Below are 20,235 nucleotides of genomic sequence, written 5' to 3' on the forward strand. Positions count from 1 at the left end.
TTTAGGTTTTAGGACAACGTCATTTTTTTTCGTAAAACATTAAACATTAAACGTAAAACTTAAACCGGTCATTTCGCGTGGAGCTCATTCATCACCCGCTCCAGGTCGCCGGCGATAAGTCTGGGCATGGCGTCGGCGGCGCGGTCGATGGCCTGTTCGATGGCGACGCGGTCATCCGCGGCGGGCTTGCCCAGGACCCAGGGCGTGACCAGCCTGGCGTCGCCCGGGTGGCCGATTCCGAGCCGCAGGCGCAGGTAGTCGCGGCCGCCTAGCGCGCGTTCGGTATCGCGCAGGCCATTGTGTCCACCGTGACCGCCGCCACGTTTGAGACGCGCGGTTCCGGGTGCCAGATCCAATTCATCATGCGCCAGCAGGATGGCGGAGGTCGGCAGCTTGAAAAAGTTGGCCAGCGCGGCCACCGCCTGGCCGCTGCGGTTCATAAAGGTCATCGGCTTGAGCAGATGCACATCGCGGCCTTCGACAGTGATGCGGCCGGCCTCGCCAAAGAATTTCGCCTCGGAACGCAGCGACCCGCCATGGCGCCGGGTCAGTTCATCCAGGAACCAGAACCCCGCGTTATGACGGGTCGCCGTGTACTTCTCACCAGGATTGCCGAGTCCGACAATAAGCTGTATCGCGTCGGCCATCGGCATCCGGAAGGACGATTACTCTTCGCCCTTTTCCTCCGCGTCGCCGGCGTCCTTCGTGTCCTCGGCGGCCGGTTCCTCGGCTTCACCTTCGGCTTCGTCCTCGTCTTCCTCACGGGCGATGCGCGGCATCACGATGCTGACCACCGGATGGTCGTGATCGTGCACGTCGCCGCCGTGGCTGAAGGCCTCGAGTTCGACACCTTCCGGCACGTTCAACTCGGACAGGTGGACGGCCTCGCCCACATCCAGGTCGGCCAGATCCACTTCCAGGTATTCCGGCAGGTCCTTCGGCAGGGCGATGATCGCCACTTCAATCATGTCGCGATGGACCACGCCACCGGCCTTGACGCCCTTGCACTTCTCTTCGTTGACGAAGTGGATCGGCAGGCCGACGTGCAGCTTCTCGCCCGCCTTGACGCGCTGGAAGTCGATATGCAGCACGCGATCCTTGTACGGGTGGCGCTGCAGGTCCTTGACCACCGTCTGCTGCTTCTTGTTGCCGACACTGAGGTCGATGATCTGCGAGTAGAACGCCTCAAGCTCCATCAGACGGGCCAGCTCGAAGGCGCTGAGTTCGATCATTTCCGGTTCCTTGCCGGCACCGTACACGATACCAGGAACCGCCTTCGCACGACGCAGGCGGCGGCTCGCACCTTTCCCCGTGTCCGTGCGCTTCTGCGCGGTCAGTTTCATTTCCACAGACATTGTCGATTACTCCGATGGTTAACCGGAACCCCCCGCGACCAGAGCGGTTCCAGAGTTGGCATCGCTCGTGTGAGGGATGCAAATAAGGTTGAAGTTTTCAGTGTTCAGTTTTCAGACAAGACGAGGGCACCGGCTGTCTGAAAACTGAACACTGAAACCTGAAAACTTTTACTCAACGAATAATTCGCTTACAGATTCATCCGAGCTGATCCGGCGCATGCTTTCGCCGAGGATCTCCGCCATGCTGACGACGCGGATCTGCTTGCAGGCGGTGGCGGCTTCGGTGAGCGGGATGGTGTCGGTCACCACCAGTTCGTCCAGCGCCGAACCGCTTATCCGTTCTATGGCGTTTCCGGACAGCACGGCGTGGGTGATGTACGCCACCACCCGCTCGGCACCGGCATCCTTCAGCGCGGTGGCCGCCTGGCACAGGGTACCCGCGGTGTCGACGATGTCGTCGACGATGATGCAGGTCTTGCCGCGCACATCACCGATGATGTTCATCACCCGCGCCTCGTTGGCCTTCGGCCGGCGCTTGTCGATGATCGCCAGTTCGGCGTCGCCCAGACGCTTGGCGATGGCCCGGGCCCGGACCACGCCGCCGACATCCGGCGAGACCACGATCTTGTTCGGATAGACCTGGCGCCAGATGTCGCCGAGCAGGATCGGCGAGGCATAGACATTGTCCACCGGGATATTGAAGAACCCCTGGATCTGGTCGGCGTGCAGGTCGACGGTCAGGACCCGGTTGATGCCGGCTGCCTGGATCATGTCGGCGACCAGCTTGGCGGTGATCGGCACCCGCTGCGAACGCGGCCGCCGATCCTGCCGAGCGTAGCCGTAATACGGGATCACCGCCGTGATACGTGCGGCCGAGGAACGGCGCAGCGCATCGGCGATGATCAGCAGTTCCATGATGTTGTCATTGGTGGGCAGGCAGGTGCTCTGCACGATAAACACGTCCTTGCCGCGGACATGCTCGTCAATTTCCACCATGATCTCGCCGTCGCTGAACTTGCTGACGACCGCATAGCCGGGGCGACTTCGGAGATGGTCGGTGATCGCGGTAGCCAGTTGCGGGTTGGCGTTACCCGCAAATACCATCATGCGTCCGTTTTCGCTCACGCTGATCCCGCTATGCTGCGCCCGGCCCCTGTTCGGACCGGTCAAGAATGTGGCTGGGGTGCCAGGATTCGAACCTGGGAATGACGGGATCAAAACCCGTTGCCTTACCGCTTGGCTACACCCCAGTAGATTGAATGCCTAATTGACTGAACGTATTACCCGACATCGTGCGCCGTCGCACCAGCCTCGGCATCAATGCGGGCGTGCACATCGGAGCGATCACGGCCCCGCGCCACACGCACCGGCCATCCCGCCTGCCGCGCGGACTCGGCAACGCTGCACGCCTGCTCCTGATCAACACAGGCCAGGAACACGCAGGCGCCGGTACCACTCATGCGGGCCGAACCGAACCCGCCAAGCCACTCAAGCGCTTGCGCGACTTCCGCATGCTTTCGGCTCACCACCGGCTCGCAGACATTCCGACCACCGCCGGCCAGAAAGGCCGGTATTCTGATTGGCGCACTATCTCTTGTCAATTCAGGGTCGGCAAAGACTTCGGCGGTACTGACAGGGCATTCGGGGCACAGCACCACATACCATGACGGCGCCAGATCGAGCGGCTGCAGTCGCTCGCCAACGCCCTCGGCCCAGCTGCTCCGGCCATGCACGAAAACCGGAACGTCGGCACCCAGACCGAGGCCGATTTCGGCCAGTTCCTGCAGCGACAGACCGGTGCGCCAGAGGTGGTTCAATGCCAGCAGGGTGGTGGCGGCGTCGGAACTGCCACCACCCAGGCCGCCACCCATGGGCAGTTGCTTGTGGAGCCGGATGCACGCGCCCCGGGATGTGCCGGTGGCGTCACGCAGGGCCTGCGCGGCGCGCACGGTCAGATCCTGCTGCTCGGCGATGCCGGGCAGCGGCACGGCCCGCCGGATACGACCGTCATCGCTAACCGCGAAGTCCAGCAGGTCGGCCATGTCCAGCAGGCGGAACACGGTCTGCAGCTCGTGGTAACCGTCGACGCGGCGGCCGGTGATATGCAGGAACAGGTTGAGCTTGGCCGGCGCCGGCCAGCCCCGCGACCAGACGTCGGCGGTCGGCTCAGTCACGGCCGAGCTCCCAGCTACGCAGCGAGGCCCGCAGATTAATATCCGGCCCGTCCAGGGTCATGCGCGACGGCAACTGCAGGCCGTCGGATTCGGTCCAGCCGGTGTAGCGAATGCTCCAGCCAAGCTGGTCCAGGCTTTGCGGGCGGCCATGGTCGTCGAGTTCCATCTCATGGTCGTGGTCGGCGGCCGGCAGGCCGCGCACCCAGTCCCGCAACACGGCCATCGGCAACTGGTAGCCGGTGTAGTGGTAAAGGAGTTCACCGGCGTCGACGGCAAAGTCCTCGCGGCCGTCGGCGGTCCGCAGCGTCACGCCCTGGGCATTGCCCTGCAGCTGGACGGCGCCGCTGCCGAACGGGCCACGCATGTCCAGCCGCCAGGACTCACCGGTTTCACGCCAGTCCAGCGACACTGTGACATTGTCGGACGGGGTATTGATGGCCATACGGCCACTGGTTTGCCAGCGGTCCTTGGCCGCCAGTGCCTGCACACGCTCGGCGAACAGTTCATCCGCTGGCCTGTCCGGCGGCGGTGGTTGCGTGGCGCAACCGGCGAGCACGATCGCCAGCAACAGGAACAGCAGAATTCGCATCAGGGATCCAGCCGCTCCAGCGTCTCGCGCAGCGTGCGGTGCTCGGCATCCAGCTCTTCCCCGCGGCGCCAGATCTCGCGCGCCTCGTCGCGGCGATCCATGGTCCAGAGCACCTCGCCCAGATGCGCGGCCACCTCGGCATCGGGCATGCGCTCGAAGGCACGCTCCAGGTAGTCCAGCGCCTCTTCGTAGTTACCCAGCCGGAAGTGGGCCCAGCCCATGCTGTCGAGTATCGCGGCGTTCTCGGGTTCCAGCGCATGGGCGCGGCGCACCAGGTCGAAGCCTTCCTCGTAACGGTCGGTCAGGTCCACCAGCGTGTAGCCAAGTGCATTCAGCGCATTGGCGTTGTCCGGTTCATCCTCGAGCACGCGGCGCAGATCGCGTTCGGCGGTCTCCACGTCACCGCGGTAGACGGCGATCAGGGCACGGCCGTATAGCAGGTCGACGTTGCCGGGATGGCGGCCGATGGCTTCATTATAGAGATCGCGCGCTGCGTCGAATTCCTCGTTCCGCCGCAGCACCTCGCCCTCGATCAGGTAACTGCGCACGGCTTCCTCGGGAAATTCCTCGCGCAGTTGACGGACTTCATCACGGGCCGCGGCAACCCGCCCCATGTCACCGAGCAGAATCGCCCGGCGCACGCTGGCGGCGACGAAATTGTCGCCCTCGACCTTTTCGTACCAGTCCAGCGCCTCACCGGACTGGTCCATGTCCTCGGCAATCTGTCCCAGCAGAAAGCGGGCGTCATCCAGCCGCCTGCCCTGCTCGTTGAGCTGCAGGAAATACTGCCGGGCATCCCGCACATTGCCCGTCTCCAGGGTCAGGATGCCGGTGGCGTAGAGCAGATCGGGGTTTTCGGGATCGTTGCGCAGGGCGCGCCGGAATTCACTGAGGGCTTCGACACTGCGCCCGGCCCGAACCAGGGTCCGCGCCAGATACAGACGCAGGTCATGGTCGTCCGGGTCCGCCTCGCTCAATGCCCGCAGGGCGGACACACCGGCCTCGACACGACCCGCCTCGACCAGGGCCTGGGCGCGCAGCATCGCCAGTTCGCGCGAATCCGGTATCCGCTTGAGTCCGGCCTCGGCGGCGTCAATCGCGCGCCGGGCGTTGCCGGTGCGCAGCGCCAGCTGTGCGTAGGACAGATGCGCCTCCGGCACGTCACGGTAACCCTCAACCAGGCTCTGCAGCGTATCCAGCGCCCGACGGCGATTGCTCTCGCCCGCCAGTACGGTCCCCAGTTGGGCGAAGGCCATGCCCGGGTCGTCCATCAGGATGATGACCTGCCGGAACGCGTCCTCGGCGCCCTTGCTGTCATCATCGCGGAGCCGGAACACGCCCACCGCCTGCCAGGCCGCAACGGTCTCCGAATCCAGGGCAACCCAGCGTTCCGCCGCCTGCAGGCCCTTGGCATCCTGGTTTGCGTACATGGTGATGCGGGTCGCACGGGCGGCGATCTGCGGATCGTCGGTCAGGTGCATGGCCTTGAGGTAGGCGTCCAGTGCCGTGGAGACCTGGCCGCGGGAGCCGGCAAATTCGGCCAGCAATACCTGGTAGATAAGGTCCTCGTCCTCGGCGATGCGGGGCTGCATCTCAAGGATGCGCGGCCGGTCCTCGGCGCTGGCGGCACCGTCAGCCGAGCGCTCCTGGACAACGGCACAGCCCGCCAGCAGCAGGCCGAACAGACTGACCGGAACCGCCCATTTCCACATGCTATCTACTCTGAGAACCCGTTCGCGTGTGCTGTCTCCGACCGCGCACGGAAGACCCCGTTCCCGGATCTTCCCGGTGCGCGGCGCACCAACACACACAGTACAATAATCCGGTCCCGTCGTGGCGCCCTTCCTTGTATTCGGAACGACGATTCCCGACAATTCACGGCCTTGTGGGCCGATGACCGCAGAAATGCTGTCATTGGCGAGCCATGCCGGGCGCGTCAGGATGTCCGGCAGCGACGCGGAACAGGGCCACGTCAACAGGATTCGGCCGGAGCCGTGAACGCGGGGGGTTCCGAACGAGTCTGACGCGGGCGTTCATGATGTGCCGGGAGTGCCGGTCGTACAGCCGGTAACCGAATCCTCCGCCATTGCAGCGTGCCAGCCAACAGCAAAAATGCTCCTGTGTGCCCTCGGTCTCAATCACATGACCGCACCTGTCGAGGTGCGGGAACGCGTGGTCTTTCCGCTGGAGACCCTGCAGGAGTCCCTGCGGACACTCACCGCGCGCTCGTCCGTGCGCGAGGCTGCGGTGATCTCGACCTGCAACCGGACCGAGGTCTATGCGGTGTTGCAGACCGACGGCGATCCGGACCAGGTGCGCCGCTGGCTTGCCGGCTCGCACGGGGTGGATCCCGACTGGCTGGCACCATTCCTCTACCAGCACACCGGCCGCGACGTGGTGCGTCATCTGCTGCGGGTTACACCGGGGCTGGACTCGCTGGTGCTCGGCGAACCGCAGATCGCCGGACAGACCAAGACCGCCTATCTGGAGGCGGCATCCGCCGGCACCATCGGCCCGGTGCTGGACCGCTTGTTCCAGCATGCCTTCACGGTGTCCAAGCAGGTTCGCACCGAAACCGAAATCGGCGCACACCCGGTGTCGGTGGCCTTTGCCGCGGTCTCGCTGGCGCGGCAGATCTTCGGCGCCCTGGACGATTCCACCGCCCTGCTGGTCGGTGCCGGCGAGACCATCGACCTGACCGCGCGGCATTTGTACCAGCAGGGCGTGCGCCACTTCATCGTCGCCAACCGCACCCAGGCGCGGGCCGAGGAGCTGGCCGGTCTGTACCAGGGTCGAGCCATCGCCCTTGGCCAGCTGCCCGACACGCTGGTGGAGGCGGATATCGTCGTCTCGTCCACCGCCGCGCCGCTGCCGATCCTGGGCAAGGGCTCGGTGGAACGGGCCCTGCGCAAACGGCGCCACCAGCCCATCTTCATGGTCGATATCGCCGTGCCCCGCGACATCGAGCCCGAGGTCGGTCAACTGGACGACATCTACCTGTATACCGTCGACGACCTGCGGGGCGTCATCGAGGCGAACCTGCGGTCCCGCAACCATGCCGCGACGGAGGCCGAGGAAATCATCGAGCTGCAGGTCGAGCGTTTCATGAGCTGGCTGCGCAGCCTGGAATCGGTGCCCACGATCAGGGGATTCCGGCAGCGCGCCGGCGCCCACCGTGACGAGGTCCTGGAGCGGGCACGGCGGCGCCTGGCGAACGGCGAATCCGCCGAGGAAGTACTCGAGTATCTGGCGCATACACTGACCAACCGCCTGCTGCATCTGCCGACCACCCGGTTGCGCGATGCGGCGGCCGAGGGCGAGCGGGCCCTGCTTGAGGCTGCACAGCGATTGCTCGACGTGGGCGAGGAACAGGACCGGGAATGAGTCGACGATGAACGCATCCATACGCGCCAAGCTGGAACGGCTGATCGATCGCTTCGAGGAAGTCAGCGCCCTGCTGTCGGATCCGGACACCATCGGTGACCAGAACCGGTTCCGGGACCTGTCCCGGGAATACGCCAAACTCGAGGCGGTGGTCAGCACCTTCAACCGCTACCGTCAAGCGGAAGAGGACCTGGCAGCGGCACGCGGCATGGCCGAGGACAGCGATGCGGAGATGCGCGAACTGGCAGATGAGGAAGCCAGTGCCGCCGGGGAAACGCTGGAAACGCTGGAACGTGAGCTGGAACTGCTGTTGCTGCCGGAAGACCCGTTCGACGAGTCCAACATCTATCTGGAGATCCGCGCCGGTACCGGCGGCGACGAGGCGGCGCTGTTCGCCGGCGATCTGTTCCGGATGTACGGCCGCTATGCCGAACAGCAGGGCTGGCGGCTGGAGACCATCAGCGAAAGCGAAGGCGAGCACGGCGGTTACAAGGAAATTGTCAGCCGGGTGGTTGGCCAGGGTGCCTATTCCCGGCTCAAGTTCGAATCCGGCACCCATCGCGTGCAACGCGTGCCGGAAACCGAATCCCAGGGGAGGATCCATACCTCCGCCTGCACCGTGGCCGTGCTGCCGGAAGTCTCGGAGGTCGACGCAATCACGATCAACCCCAGCGAACTGAAGGTCGATACCTTCCGTGCCTCCGGCGCCGGTGGCCAGCACGTCAACAAGACCGACTCGGCGATCCGCATCACCCACCTGCCCAGCGGCGTGGTGGTGGAATGTCAGGATGAGCGCTCGCAGCACAAGAACCGGGCCAAGGCCATGTCGCTGCTACAGGCCAAGCTGCTGGGCGCGGAACGTGATCGCCAGGCCGCCGAGCAGAGCGCCCAGCGTAAGCTCCAGGTGGGCAGCGGCGACCGCTCGGAACGCATCCGCACCTACAACTTCCCCCAGGGCCGCCTGACCGACCACCGCATCAACCTGACCCTTTATCGACTGGACGAGGTAATGGCCGGCAGCCTTGACCAGGTGATCGGCCCACTGGTGCAGGAACATCAGGCGGAAGAGCTGGCGAGGATGGCGGAGGCGTAATTCGACGTTTTACGTTTTACGTTTTACGTTTTACGTTTTACGTCAACAGCTTAAAACCTAAAACGTTAAACTTTAAACGTTAACTGTTACCCCGAAACCTGAAACGCAAGGCTTTAACCCCCCAAACCCCCACCCCGATAACAATCCCGGTCAGGACGATCGCCGGGCCCGTCGGCAGGTCCATGGTCCAGGAGGCGGCGATGCCACCGGCGGTCATCAGCATGCCCACCAGAACGGCCGCCAGCAGGACCAGGCCGAAGCTGCGGCTGACCAGCATCAGGCCGATCATCGGCGGCAGCGTGAACAGGGCCAGCAGCAGGACGATGCCGACCACCTGAATCAGCAGGATAACCGCCAGCGCCACCAGCACCAGCAGCAACAGGGTCAGCACGCGCACCGGCACGCCTTGGACCCGGGCGAAGGTCTCGTCGAAGGCAACCGCGACCAGACCGCGATGCAGCACCGCAAGCAGGACCAGGGTTATCGCGGTGAGGATGGCCAGCAACACCACATCGCGGGGCGCGACGGTGAGGATGTCGCCGAACAGATAGGTCATCAGATTGGGCGCATAGCCGGGCGTCATGTGGATGAACAGCACGCCGACCGCCATGCCGCCGGCCCACAGTACACCGATCATCGCGTCCTGCGACCGGGCCTGGCCCTCGCTGAAGAGCCCCAGGAACAGCGCCGCGGCAACAGCCACAAGCACGGCGCCAATCAAGGGGTCATGGCCCAGCCAGTAGAAGAAACCCAGGCCGGCGAACGCCGCATGGCTGATGCCACCGGCGATGAAAACCAGCCGCTTGACCACGACGAAGGTCCCCAGCACCCCACCGAGAACGCTGGCAAGCAGCCCCGCCACCAGGGCCAGCAACGTGAACTCGTAGCTGAAGAACAGCGCGAGTTCACTCATTCCCGCACTCGTCATGGGCGTGCAGCAGCCGGTGCGGTACACCGTGGGCGATCAGTTCCACCGGGCAGCCGTAGGCCTCCTCGAGCTGCGAATGACTGAGCTGCCCGCTGCCATGGTAGAACAACCGACGATTGACGCAGGCGATCTGTTTTACGTGCACGGCCATGGCCGTCACGTCATGCGTGACCACGACCACCGGGATTTGCCGGTTCAGTTCGGCCAGCAGATTGGCCAGGGTGCCGCGGGTCTCGGCGTCCACCGAGGCGGTGGGTTCGTCCAGGAACAGGATTTCCGGTTCGCAGACCATGGCCCGCGCGATCAGGGCGCGCTGCAACTGGCCCCCGGACAGGTCCGCAATCGGCTGTTCGGCGAACGCCGCGAGGCCGAGATCCGTCAGCACCCGGTCGACCGCCTCGCCATCGGCACGTGTTCGGCGCCGCAACCAGCCGCGATGGCCGATGCGCCCCATCATCACGGTCTCGCGCAGGCGCAGCGGAAAGTTGCGATCAAAGGTGGAGAACTGCGGCACATAACCGATACGCGGCAGGCCGCCGCCGGCCCAGTGGACCCGTCCGCTCCAGGGGGTTTCCAGGCCGAGGATTAGGCGCAACAGGGTCGTCTTGCCACCACCATTGGGGCCGATGATGGCCAGGAAGTCGCAGTCGTGGATCTGCAGGTTCACGTCGCGCAGTACCGGCTCGCGATCGTAACCGAAGGTGACGTCCTGCAACTGCAGCAAAGGCACCATGCTCAACTGTCCTGCTCCGCCAGCGCCCGGGCCAGCTTGCGCAGGGACTCCGGCCAGTCCGGTGCCAGCGGATCCACCTCGACGCTGCGGGTATCCAGTTCGCGGGCAATCAGGTCGGCACCGCGGCTGGAGAAGCCCGGCTGGACGATTACCGTGCGAATGCCGGCCTCGCGTACTTCCTCGATCAGTCGCGCGAGCTGCGCCGGCGACGGGTCCTTGCCCTCGTGCTCGATGGCGCGCTGGGTCAGTGCATACTCGTCGGCAAAATAACCCCAGGCCGGATGGTTGACCAGGAAGCGGCGCTGCTGCAGCGGCTCCAGCGTGGCGGTCAATTCCTGATCCAGGGCATCGATGTCGAGCAGCAGTTGCGCCAGGTTGCGCTCGTAGTGGCCACGGCCGTCTGGGTCCAGCCCGATCAGCGCTTCGGCGATCGCCTCGGCGCTGCGGCGCATGACCCGCGGCGAAACCCAGAGGTGCGGGTCAGTATCACCGTGGGCGTGATCGTGGTCGTGGCCGTGTCCATGATGGTGATCCTCCAACCCCCGCAACTCGGCGTGGTCGGCCATGCTGACCACCTGGACGTCGCCGTTGCCGTCCTGCAGCCGGCCGAGGAAACGGCGTTCATAACTGTATTCCGGATGCCCGACCTTGACGTACAGGCGCGTGTCGGAGAGCGCACTGATCCGCCGCGGCGACGGCGAAAAGGTGTGACTGGACTGCCCCGGATCGACCATCACCGAAACCCGCACCCGGTCACCACCGATGGCCTCAACCAGTTGTCCCTGGGGCGCGACGCTGACCGTCACCGGGATTTCGGCAGTCATGACCGGCGAGGCGCTGGCCAGCAACATGGCGGCCAGGCTGGATAGCATCAGCCGACAATTGATCATGTTCGGTATTCCATGTAACGCCGTTTCGGCACCGCAGGTCTGCAACGTTACAGGATAACATTACCTGCAAGGTCGCGGACCCGGCGGCGTGGAAATCGATCAGTGTTTCCGCAAACGTCGGGGTTCAAACAGAACGGGCCCGCACTGGCAGCGGGCCCGGATCATAGGCAAGGCGGGGCGTGGTGGAATCAGGCGACGCGCTGCTTCTCGCGGATTTCTTCCAGCGTCTTGCAGTCGATGCACAGGGTCGCGGTGGGGCGCGCCTCCAGCCTGCGCAGGCCGATCTCGACCCCACACTGTTCGCAGAAGCCGTAATCGTCCTTGCGGATTGCCTCCAGCGTCTGGTCAATCTTCCGGATCAGCTTCCGCTCGCGATCCCGCGTACGCAATTCCAGCGCGAACTCTTCTTCCTGAGTCGCACGGTCGGCGGGATCGGCGTAGTTGGTGGCATCGTCGCGCATGTGATGCACCGTGCGCTCCACCTCCTCCTGCAATTGCCGTTTCCAGGCCAGCAACAGGTCCCGAAAGTGGGCAAGCTGGTCCTCGCTCATGTACTCCTCGCCCTTTTTCTCCTTGTACGGCGTGAAGTCTTTCACCGGGAGCGCGTGCTTCTGTTCCATGGTCCTTCTCCTTCAAAACCGATCGGCAAACGCGATCAAGCACTCCTTATAGCAGCGTCGTTCACTGAAGGCAAAACGGCAAACCAGAGTCCGCATCAGGGCAATCTGTCCGAGGATTGAACAGCCGGCAATCGGGGTTCAGGCCGGCGCCTTGGACCGTTCCGGTAGCGCCTCCCGAACCTGCTCGGCGAACTCGCGCACGCATTTCTCGGTGGTCTCCCAGTCGATGCAGGCATCGGTGATCGAGACGCCATACTGCAGCTCGGCCGGGTTCGCGGTCAGCTTCTGGTTACCCCAGCCGAGGTTGCTCTCCACCATCAGGCCGACGATGGATTCGTTGCCCTCGCGAACCTGGCGCGCAATATCTTCCAGCACCAACGGCTGCAGCGCCGGATCCTTGTTCGAATTGCCATGGCTGCAGTCCACCATGATGTTGGCCGGCAGCCCCGCATCGGCCAGCGCCTTCTCGCACAAGGCAATGCTGACCGAATCATAGTTCGGCTTGCCGCCGCCACCGCGCAGCACGACATGACCGTAACGGTTGCCCCGGGTCCGCGTGATCGCGCACTGCCCCTGGCCGTTGATGCCGAGGAAACTGTGCGGATTGGCGGCCGACTGCAATGCATTGATCGCCACATCGAGGCTGCCATCGGTGCCGTTCTTGAACCCCACGGCCGTGGACAGGCCGCTGGACATTTCGCGGTGGGTCTGCGATTCGGTAGTGCGCGCACCGATCGCGGTCCAGCTGATCAAGTCCTGCAGGTACTGCGGCATGATCGGGTCCAGCGCCTCGGTTCCCGCAGGCAGCCCCATTTCCGCGATATCCAGGAGCAGCTTGCGTCCCAAATGCAGGCCTCGCTGGATCTGGAACGAGTCGTCCATGCCCGGATCGTTGATCAGGCCCTTCCAGCCGACCGTGGTCCGCGGCTTTTCGAAATAAACGCGCATGACCACGAAAACGCTGTCCTGCACCTCGTCGGCCAGCGCCTTCAGCCGGCGTGCATAATCCAGCGCCTGGTCCGGGTCATGGATCGAGCACGGACCGATCACCAGGAAGATGCGCGGATCCCGACGATCCAGGATGTCTTCGATGACCTGGCGCCCATGGAGCACGGTTTCACGCGCGACACCGTCGACCGGCAGTTCGCGGTGCACCTCCTCGGGCGTGGGAAGTAGCTCCTGGGTCAGGATATTCAGGTTGTCCAAGGTTTTCTGATCCGCCATTGCGTTCGCCATGTTCGCTCCCACTGATTCACCCGGTTATCACGCCCGCCGGAATGGCGGCGGACAGCGCGATGTGCGGGTGCAGCATAAATCGCGCGTTCGAGTGCGGCAATGGTATAGGCAGAGCGGTTTCGATTCACCTCCGGCGGGCCGGAACAGCAGTCGGCTCGCAGGACGGGTATCATCACGCCGCATACCTCGTTGCACTCGGAGTAAGCCGATATGTCCGTCGACCGCCACCTGCTGCAGGTTCTTTGCTGCCCGATCACGCACCAGCCGGTCAGGCCACTGCGCCGGGACGAATTGCGCCTGTTGAACGAACGCATCGACACCGGCGAACTGCTCTACCAGGACGACACGCCGGTCAGCGGCCCCGTACGCGATGGATTGATCACCGAAAACGGGGAACGCATCTACCTGGTCGAGGACGATATCCCGGTGATGCTGGAGGAGCGCTGCATCAGCGCCCGCGCGGCCGGCCTGAAAACCTGAGGACAGCGTCACGGTGTCGGAAGGTGTCACTCTCGGACAGGGCCTGCATGCTGCCATTCGGCGACTGGCCGGCAAGTCACCGAGCCCGCGCGTCGATGCCGAGATGCTGTTCTGCCATGTTCTGCACTGCTCGACCGTGCGCCTGCGCCTCGATTCGGAGCAGCCGCTTGACCGGGCGACCTGGCAGCGCATCGACCACCTGGTCGCGCGACGCCTGGCCGGTGAACCGGTCGCCTACCTGATCGGCGAGCGCGGTTTCTGGACGCTGGACCTGAGCGTCGACCCCCGCGCGCTGATCCCCCGGCCGGAAACGGAATTGCTGGTCGACCGCGCGTTGCACCGGGTGCCCCGCCCCAGCGCACGCGTGGCGGATCTCGGCACCGGCACGGGGGCCATAGCCCTGGCCCTGGCCAGCGAGCGTCCGGGCTGGCAGATCACTGGCATCGAACGGGATCCGGACACCCTGGCCCTGGCCCGCCGCAACAGTATCCGCCTGCAATTCAGTGTCGACTGGCGCGAGGGTGACTGGCTGAAACCGCTGGCCGGCGAACGCATGGACCTGATCGTCTCCAACCCGCCCTACATCGCCGACGGAGACCGCCATCTGGAACAAGGCGACCTGCGCTTCGAACCGCGCCACGCCCTGGTCTCCGGGCCGGACGGCCTGGACGCCCTGCGCATCATCATCCGCGACGCCCCGCGACACCTGCGGCCAGGCGGATGGCTGCTGCTCGAGCATGGCTACGACCAGCAGGCAGCGGTCCAGGAGCTGATGCGCCGAGAGCGATTCCGCGACATCACCAGCCACAAGGATCTGGGCGACCAGCCGCGCGTCACCGAGGGCCGAATCGCGTAGTCCAATCCCTTTGCCGGGGGCCGGGACCTCAGCCCAAAAACATTGATGACTGGAATAGGAATCTCTCGCTCCTATGCCGAGCCCCGTGCCGGGGAGGACAAGCTTTTCCCCGGACTGACCTACCTTCGGCCCAACAGGTCCGGCAAAAACCTTTTCCTCCCCCGGCACTCGGCGGCAACCGGATTGAGGCTTCCTGACCGAACCGCTTCGTATCTCAAGGCCCTATCCGATCGGAGCCACACCATCCGCAGCCTGGCAGGGGCAGTGGAAGTTTTCGGCTGGCCCTGTTGAACGGAACGTTCGTCAGGCCAGACGAAACCTTGCACTGGCCCCGAAACTTCCGGATAGAGACCGATCAGCCCGACACTGACAAACCAGAACCACAAACCGGACAGGCCGGATCACGATCGAACTTTACCGTCTGCCAGACACCATCCAGTGCCGACCACAGGGTCAGGCGGCGGCCATCGGCCTCGGAAAAGCCGGTCAGCAGGCGGATCACCTCCACGGCCTGAAGACTGCCGACCACCCCCACCACCGGCGCCAGCACACCGGACTCCGAGCAGCTCAGGCGGGCATCGGCGCCGTCGGCCGGCGGATACAGGCAGGCATAGCAGGGGCGATTTCCCAGATCGGGACGGAGCACCGCGAGCTGGCCCTCCAGCCGAATCGCCGCGCCGGAAACCAGCGGTGTGCGGGCCTCCACGCAGGCGGCATTGACCGCGAACCGGGTGCTGAAATTGTCGCTGCCATCGACCACCACATCCGCTGCCCGCACCTCGCGCAGCAGCGCTTCCGGATCGAGCCGCTCGGACAATGCCGTGAGCTGAACCTCGGGGTTGAGGTCGCCAAGCCGCGCCGCGGCCGAAGCCACCTTGGTCTGCCCGATCGACCCGGTGCCGTGGACGATCTGGCGCTGCAGGTTACTGATTTCGACCACATCGTCGTCCACCAACACCAGATGCCCGACCCCCGCCGCCGCCAGATACATGGCCGAGGCCGACCCCAGCCCCCCCAGGCCGATAATAAGCACCCGCCCCGCCAGCAACCGCTCCTGCCCGGCGTAATCCACCTCGGGCAGCATCAAATGGCGGGAGTAACGGAGAAGTTGGGAGTTGTTCATAAAACCCGCTGTTTTAGGTTTAAAGTGTTAGGTTTTAGGTGGTTATGTACTCACGTAAAACGTAATACCTAAAACGTAAAACGCCGCGAAAGCTCGCGGCCTCAATGCCTCGTCCTTCCGGGCGGCGTGGTGTCGCCTTCGCCGCTGAACAACTGCTCCACATCGACTGGGTCGAACACATAGGACTGGCCGCAGAAGTCGCAGTGGGTTTCGATTTCCCCCTGTTCGGCAACGATCGACTCCGACTCGGCGCGGCCCAGTGAAAACAGCGCCTCGGCGACCCGTTCGCGGGAACAGGGGCAGTGGAAGCGCATGGGCTCCGGGGCATAGAGGCGGATGTCTTCCTCGTGAAACAGGCGGTGCAGGATGTCGGGGATCGGCAACTGCAGCAGTTCCTCGGGCCGAATGGTCCCGGCCAGGTGCTCGGCACGATCCCAGGCGTCCGCGTCGGGGTTCGGCGCATCCGGCAGGCGTTGCAGCAGCAGTCCGGCGGCCGATTCGCCGTCACAGGCCAGCCAGATGCGGGTCGGCAATTGTTCGCTCTGGGCGAAGTAGCCGTCCACCGCCTCGGCCAGGCTCTCGGATTTCAGTGGCACGATGCCTTGATAGCGGTCGTTGGATTCATCGGGGTCGATGGTAATCGCCAGATAGCCCTCGCCACAGAGCTCAGCCAAGGGACCATCCGCCACATCCGGCTCGCCATGCCGGGCGACCGCGCGCAGTTCCGATGCGTGACTGGCACTGGCCACCGCCATCGTCACCGGCCCCTCGCCCTGGATCTGCAGGATCAACGAGCCCTGGAACTTGACCGTCGCGGCAAGCAAACCGGCTGCGGCCATGGCCTCGCCCAGCAGCCGCGCCACCGGCGCCGGGTAGTCGTGCCGACGGAGTACTTCCTGATAGCTGTGATCCAGATGAATCAGTTCCCCTCGCACATTGGCGTGCTCGAAAATGAAACGGCGGCGTTGATCGGGATCGGCGGACAAGGACACACCTCGCATTATGAATTGCGGCTCGACACTGCCAAGGAGACTGCCGCCAGCGCTCGCGGTCAAGCCGGGGCTCCGACGCCATTCGTGAAAAAAGCGGTGCCGGGTCGGGCCGGGGTCTTCCCGCTCCGGGATCGCTACAAGTTCATCCATGAACGCTCGACGGCCGCATCCCTGCGGCCGACGTCCCTGCGCGGGAACACCCCGACCCGACTCCACTGCATTTCAGGATTTCCCCCTGGGCGATTATCGCCGCGATGACCCAAAGCGAAGCCGTCACGGTGACGCACCGAAAGGCCCAAGGCGGGCGGGCGGAGGACGGCGGAGGAATGTCGATCGCAAGGATGCGATCGTCAAGGCCCCACGGATGGGTTAACGCCGCTTCCTCCGCCGTCCTCCGCCCGCCCGCCGTCGAAGCCACAAACCCAACGCGCACTTAGCCGGACAGCTTCTTCTTCAGCAGTTCGTTGACCTGCGCCGGATTGGCCTTGCCCTTGGAGGCCTTCATCACCTGACCGACGAAGAAGCCCAGCAGCTTGTCCTTGCCGGCGCGGTACTGTTCGACCTGGCCCGGATTGGCGGCGATGACCTCGTCGATCATGGCCTCGATGGCACCGGTGTCGGTGACCTGCTTCAGGCCCTTGGCCTCAATCACGGCGTCGGCATCGCCCTCGTCGTTCCACATGGCCTCGAACACGTCCTTCGCGATCTTGCCGGAGATGGTGTTGTCGCTGATGCGCTTCAGCATTCCGCCGAGCATGGCCGGCGTAACCGGACTGTCGCCGACTTCGCGGCCGTCGCGGTTCAGCGCACCGGACAGATCGCCCATGACCCAGTTGGCGGCCAGCTTGGCCTCGCCGCCGGCTGCCTCGACCACCGCTTCAAAGTAGTCGGCCTGGTCGCGGCTGGCGGTGAGTACGCCGGCATCGTAGGCGGACAGGCCGTAGTCGGCCATGAACCGCTGCTTCTTCGCGTCCGGCAGTTCCGGCAGCGTGGCGCGGATCCGTTCCACCTCTTCGCTGGTGATCTCCAGCGGCAGCAGGTCCGGGTCCGGGAAGTAGCGGTAGTCGTTGGCTTCTTCCTTGGTCCGCATGGAGCGGGTCTCGCCCTTCACCGAGTCATACAGGCGGGTTTCCTGGACCACGGTGCCGCCCGACTCGACCAGATCGATCTGGCGTTCGATCTCGTGGTTGATGGCCTTCTCGACGAAGCGGAACGAGTTCAGGTTCTTGATTTCGGCACGGGTACCGAACTCGGCCTGCCCCTTCGGCCTGATCGAGACGTTGGCGTCGCAGCGGAACGAGCCTTCCTGCATGTTGCCGTCGCAGATCTCCAGGTAGCGCACCAGCGAGTGGATCTTCTTCATGTAGGCGACGGCCTGCCTGGCCGAGCGCAAGTCGGGTTCGGACACGATCTCCAGCAACGGCGTGCCGGCGCGGTTGAGGTCGATGCCGGTGACGCCCTCGAAACCCTCGTGCAGCGATTTGCCCGCATCCTCTTCGAGATGCGCGCGGGTCAGGCCCACCCGCATCGTCTCGCCGTCATCCAGCTCGATCGTGACCTCGCCGTCGTGCACCACGGGCAGCTCGTACTGGCTGATCTGGTAGCCCTTGGGAAGATCGGGATAGAAGTAGTTCTTGCGCGCGAACACCGAATGCGGGGCGATGCTGCAACCGGTGGCCAGGCCGAAGCGGACCGCCATGTTCACGGCCTCGCCGTTGAGCACCGGCAACACGCCCGGTAGCCCCAGGTCCACGGCACAGGCCTGGGTGTTGGGGTCCGCGCCGTAGGCGGTGGAGGCGCCGGAGAAGATCTTGCTGCGGGTGGCGAGCTGGGCGTGAATCTCCAGCCCGATGACCGTTTCCCATTCCATCATCATTACCTTCTTGTCAGTCCATCGCGCGCGATGGCGTTGAACAGCAGCCTCAGGCGAACGCCTCCGGCACCCGGGTGTGCCAGTCGGTGACCTGCTGGTAGGCATGGGCGGCGCCCAGCAGGCGCGCCTCATCGAAGTAATTGCCGATCAGTTGCAGCCCCACCGGACGTCCGCCGGCGAATCCGGCGGGCACGGAAATTCCCGGCAAGCCAGCCAGGTTGACCGCGATGGTGTAAATGTCCGACAGATACATGCTGACCGGATCGTCGCTGCGTTCACCGATATTGAAGGCCGCGGTCGGCGAGGTCGGGCCGAGGATCAGGTCCACGTCCTCGAAGGCACTGAGGAAATCGTCGCGAATCAGGCGCCGGACCTGCTGCGCCTTCAGGTAATAGGCGTCGTAGTAGCCGGCAGACAAGGCGTAGGTGCCGACCATGATCCGCCGCTGCACTTCGTCGCCGAAGCCCTCGCCACGGGAGCGTTTGTACAGGTCCTCGAGATCCTTCGGTGCGTCACAGCGGTGTCCGAAGCGCACGCCATCGAAACGCGACAGATTGGACGAGCATTCAGCCGGCGCAATGACGTAATAGGCCGGCACTGCCAGGTGGGTATTGGCCAGGCTGATCTCGCGGAATTCGGCCCCCAGCTTACGGTATTCGGTGACAGCCGCGTCGATTGCCGAGGCCACGGTCGGATCGAGTCCTTCGCCGAAGTATTCCTTCGGCAGACCGATCGTCAGGCCGTTCAGATCGGTCGCCAGGTGCTGGCTGTACCGCGGCACCTCGCGCTCGACACAGGTGGAATCCCGCATGTCGAAACCGGCCATGGCCTCGAGCAGCAACGCACAATCCTCGGCGGTGCGGGCCATCGGCCCGGCCTGATCCAGGCTGGAGGCGAAGGCGATCATGCCGTAGCGGGAGACGCGACCGTAGGTGGGCTTCAGTCCGGTAATGCCGCACAGGGCCGCCGGCTGCCGGATCGAGCCACCGGTGTCCGTGCCTGTGGCCGCCGGTGCCAGGCCGCCGGCCACGGCGGCTGCTGACCCGCCCGACGAACCACCGGGTACGGCGTCCGTGTCCCAAGGGTTCTTCACCGGACCATAGAAACTGGTTTCGTTGGACGAGCCCATCGCGAACTCGTCCATGTTTGCCTTGCCCAGGCAAACCATGCCGGCCGCCGACAATCGGTCGACCACATGAGCGTTGTACGGCGAGATAAAGTTATCCAGCATCCGCGAACCGCAGCTGGTGCGCACGCCCCGGGTGCAGAAAATATCCTTGTGCACCATCGGCACACCGGTCAACGGCCCGGCCTCGCCGTCGGCTCGCGCCCGGTCGGCTGCATCGGCCGCCGCCAGGGCCTGCTCCGCGGTCACGGTAACCAGAGCATTGAGCGCGACACCCTGGCCCTGAATGCGCTGCAGGAAGGCTTCGGTCAGTTCGCGGCTGGAGTGATCGCCACGGGCAAGCGCCGTGGAAAGCTCGGCAACGGTGCTGGTGTGAATGCTCACTATCGATTCCCGTAATGTGGTTGTGTCGTCGTCGGTGCAGCGGCCCGCACCCCGGGGGTATTAACCGCATTCTTGGCGCTACGGAGTCTTACTCGATCACGCGGGGGACGAGGTACAGGCCGCCCTCGACGGCAGGCGCGACGCTCTGGAAAAGCTCGCGCTGGTTCTCTTCGCTGACCTGGTCGGGACGCAGCCGCTGGCGCATCTCCAGCGGATGGGCCAGCGGCTCGACGGCAGCAGTGTCCACCGCATCCATGGCCTCGACAAATTCCAGGATGGCGGAGAGGTTGCTGGCATGTTCGGGCAAACGCTGGTCGTCGACGGCCAGCCGGGCCAGGTGCGCAATCTGCCGCACATCGTCTTTATCCAGGGACATAATTCTCTCCAACACGATTTCGA

General features: G+C 64.7%; 20 protein-coding genes, 1 tRNA gene and 1 pseudogene. 4 read left to right on the top strand and 18 right to left on the bottom strand.

What is annotated here, in order from left to right:
- Positions 1–68 precede the first annotated feature (68 nt).
- The 8 genes and pseudogenes from pth to M0534_RS13815 form a co-directional block, all read right to left on the bottom strand.
- The gene (gene pth, locus M0534_RS09295; protein WP_428348658.1) at positions 69–653 is read right to left on the bottom strand and encodes an aminoacyl-tRNA hydrolase; all 585 of its coding nucleotides are present in this window, start codon (positions 651–653) and stop codon (positions 69–71) included.
- A gap of 12 nt (positions 654–665) precedes the next feature.
- Positions 666–1,355, bottom strand: coding sequence for a 50S ribosomal protein L25/general stress protein Ctc (locus tag M0534_RS09300; protein WP_248568157.1), 690 nt, complete (start codon positions 1,353–1,355; stop codon positions 666–668).
- A 168-nt stretch (positions 1,356–1,523) separates the two neighbouring features.
- Positions 1,524–2,462, bottom strand: coding sequence for a ribose-phosphate pyrophosphokinase (locus M0534_RS09305; RefSeq protein ID WP_248568158.1), 939 nt, complete (start codon positions 2,460–2,462; stop codon positions 1,524–1,526).
- Positions 2,463–2,530: 68 nt separating this feature from the next.
- Positions 2,531–2,605 (bottom strand) — tRNA-Gln (locus M0534_RS09310).
- Between the two features lie 30 nt (positions 2,606–2,635).
- Positions 2,636–3,529: a 4-(cytidine 5'-diphospho)-2-C-methyl-D-erythritol kinase gene (gene ispE, locus M0534_RS09315; protein ID WP_248568159.1), complete on the bottom strand. Its 894-nt coding sequence runs from the start codon at positions 3,527–3,529 to the stop codon at positions 2,636–2,638.
- Positions 3,522–4,118, bottom strand: coding sequence for a lipoprotein insertase outer membrane protein LolB (gene lolB, locus M0534_RS09320; RefSeq protein ID WP_248568160.1), 597 nt, complete (start codon positions 4,116–4,118; stop codon positions 3,522–3,524). The genes ispE and lolB overlap by 8 nt, the downstream gene beginning before the upstream one ends.
- The gene (locus M0534_RS13810; protein ID WP_428348735.1) at positions 4,118–4,828 is read right to left on the bottom strand and encodes a tetratricopeptide repeat protein; all 711 of its coding nucleotides are present in this window, start codon (positions 4,826–4,828) and stop codon (positions 4,118–4,120) included. Before M0534_RS13810 ends, lolB begins: the two co-directional genes overlap by 1 nt.
- Before the next feature lie 54 nt (positions 4,829–4,882).
- Positions 4,883–5,830, bottom strand: a pseudogene (locus tag M0534_RS13815) (tetratricopeptide repeat protein); the annotation flags it as partial.
- A gap of 400 nt (positions 5,831–6,230) precedes the next feature.
- Between M0534_RS13815 and hemA the strand changes: the two are divergent.
- Entirely contained in the window at positions 6,231–7,502 is a 1,272-nt protein-coding gene (gene hemA, locus M0534_RS09330; RefSeq protein ID WP_248568162.1) for a glutamyl-tRNA reductase, read from the top strand.
- 7 nt (positions 7,503–7,509) lie between these two features.
- On the top strand, positions 7,510–8,595 hold the full coding sequence (prfA, locus tag M0534_RS09335) for a peptide chain release factor 1 (protein WP_248568163.1): 1,086 nt from the start codon (positions 7,510–7,512) through the stop codon (positions 8,593–8,595).
- 79 nt (positions 8,596–8,674) lie between these two features.
- Here prfA and M0534_RS09340 read toward each other — a convergent pair whose 3' ends face one another.
- The 5 genes from M0534_RS09340 to M0534_RS09360 all read right to left on the bottom strand — a co-directional run bounded on the left by M0534_RS09340 (position 8,675) and on the right by M0534_RS09360 (position 13,002).
- Complete coding sequence (locus M0534_RS09340) at positions 8,675–9,508, bottom strand: metal ABC transporter permease (protein ID WP_248568164.1); 834 nt, start codon at positions 9,506–9,508, stop codon at positions 8,675–8,677.
- Positions 9,501–10,256, bottom strand: a complete 756-nt coding sequence (locus M0534_RS09345; RefSeq protein ID WP_248568165.1) for a metal ABC transporter ATP-binding protein — start codon at positions 10,254–10,256, stop codon at positions 9,501–9,503. The genes M0534_RS09340 and M0534_RS09345 overlap by 8 nt, the downstream gene beginning before the upstream one ends.
- A 2-nt stretch (positions 10,257–10,258) precedes the next feature.
- On the bottom strand, positions 10,259–11,146 hold the full coding sequence (locus tag M0534_RS09350) for a metal ABC transporter solute-binding protein, Zn/Mn family (protein WP_248568166.1): 888 nt from the start codon (positions 11,144–11,146) through the stop codon (positions 10,259–10,261).
- Positions 11,147–11,334: 188 nt separating this feature from the next.
- A complete protein-coding gene (dksA, locus tag M0534_RS09355) occupies positions 11,335–11,766 on the bottom strand; it encodes an RNA polymerase-binding protein DksA (protein ID WP_248568167.1) in 432 nt (143 codons plus the stop codon).
- 138 nt (positions 11,767–11,904) lie between these two features.
- Positions 11,905–13,002 (bottom strand): 3-deoxy-7-phosphoheptulonate synthase, encoded by a 1,098-nt coding sequence (locus M0534_RS09360; RefSeq protein ID WP_428348664.1) that lies wholly within the window; start codon positions 13,000–13,002, stop codon positions 11,905–11,907.
- A 210-nt stretch (positions 13,003–13,212) separates the two neighbouring features.
- Here M0534_RS09360 and M0534_RS09365 point away from each other — a divergent pair, with 210 nt between their 5' ends.
- Together M0534_RS09365 and prmC are read left to right on the top strand one after the other, a co-directional pair.
- The gene (locus tag M0534_RS09365; RefSeq protein WP_248568168.1) at positions 13,213–13,482 is read left to right on the top strand and encodes a Trm112 family protein; all 270 of its coding nucleotides are present in this window, start codon (positions 13,213–13,215) and stop codon (positions 13,480–13,482) included.
- Between the two features lie 43 nt (positions 13,483–13,525).
- Positions 13,526–14,338: a peptide chain release factor N(5)-glutamine methyltransferase gene (gene prmC / locus M0534_RS09370; RefSeq protein ID WP_282571381.1), complete on the top strand. Its 813-nt coding sequence runs from the start codon at positions 13,526–13,528 to the stop codon at positions 14,336–14,338.
- A 355-nt stretch (positions 14,339–14,693) separates the two neighbouring features.
- Here prmC and M0534_RS09375 read toward each other — a convergent pair whose 3' ends face one another.
- The 5 genes from M0534_RS09375 to gatC all read right to left on the bottom strand — a co-directional run bounded on the left by M0534_RS09375 (position 14,694) and on the right by gatC (position 20,212).
- Positions 14,694–15,461 carry a HesA/MoeB/ThiF family protein gene (locus M0534_RS09375; RefSeq protein ID WP_248568170.1) on the bottom strand — a complete coding sequence of 256 codons (768 nt, stop codon included), beginning with the start codon at positions 15,459–15,461 and terminating at the stop codon, positions 14,694–14,696.
- Positions 15,462–15,562: 101 nt separating this feature from the next.
- Positions 15,563–16,603: an Hsp33 family molecular chaperone HslO gene (gene hslO, locus M0534_RS09380; protein WP_345894717.1), complete on the bottom strand. Its 1,041-nt coding sequence runs from the start codon at positions 16,601–16,603 to the stop codon at positions 15,563–15,565.
- A 283-nt stretch (positions 16,604–16,886) separates the two neighbouring features.
- The gene (gatB, locus tag M0534_RS09385) at positions 16,887–18,323 is read right to left on the bottom strand and encodes an Asp-tRNA(Asn)/Glu-tRNA(Gln) amidotransferase subunit GatB (RefSeq protein ID WP_248568347.1); all 1,437 of its coding nucleotides are present in this window, start codon (positions 18,321–18,323) and stop codon (positions 16,887–16,889) included.
- 52 nt (positions 18,324–18,375) lie between these two features.
- Positions 18,376–19,830, bottom strand: coding sequence for an Asp-tRNA(Asn)/Glu-tRNA(Gln) amidotransferase subunit GatA (gatA, locus tag M0534_RS09390; protein WP_248568348.1), 1,455 nt, complete (start codon positions 19,828–19,830; stop codon positions 18,376–18,378).
- Between the two features lie 94 nt (positions 19,831–19,924).
- A complete protein-coding gene (gene gatC / locus M0534_RS09395; RefSeq protein ID WP_248568171.1) occupies positions 19,925–20,212 on the bottom strand; it encodes an Asp-tRNA(Asn)/Glu-tRNA(Gln) amidotransferase subunit GatC in 288 nt (95 codons plus the stop codon).
- Between the last annotated feature and the right edge of the window lie 23 nt (positions 20,213–20,235).

This window comes from Methylonatrum kenyense, from assembly GCF_023195885.1.
GTDB lineage: Bacteria > Pseudomonadota > Gammaproteobacteria > Nitrococcales > Aquisalimonadaceae > Methylonatrum > Methylonatrum kenyense.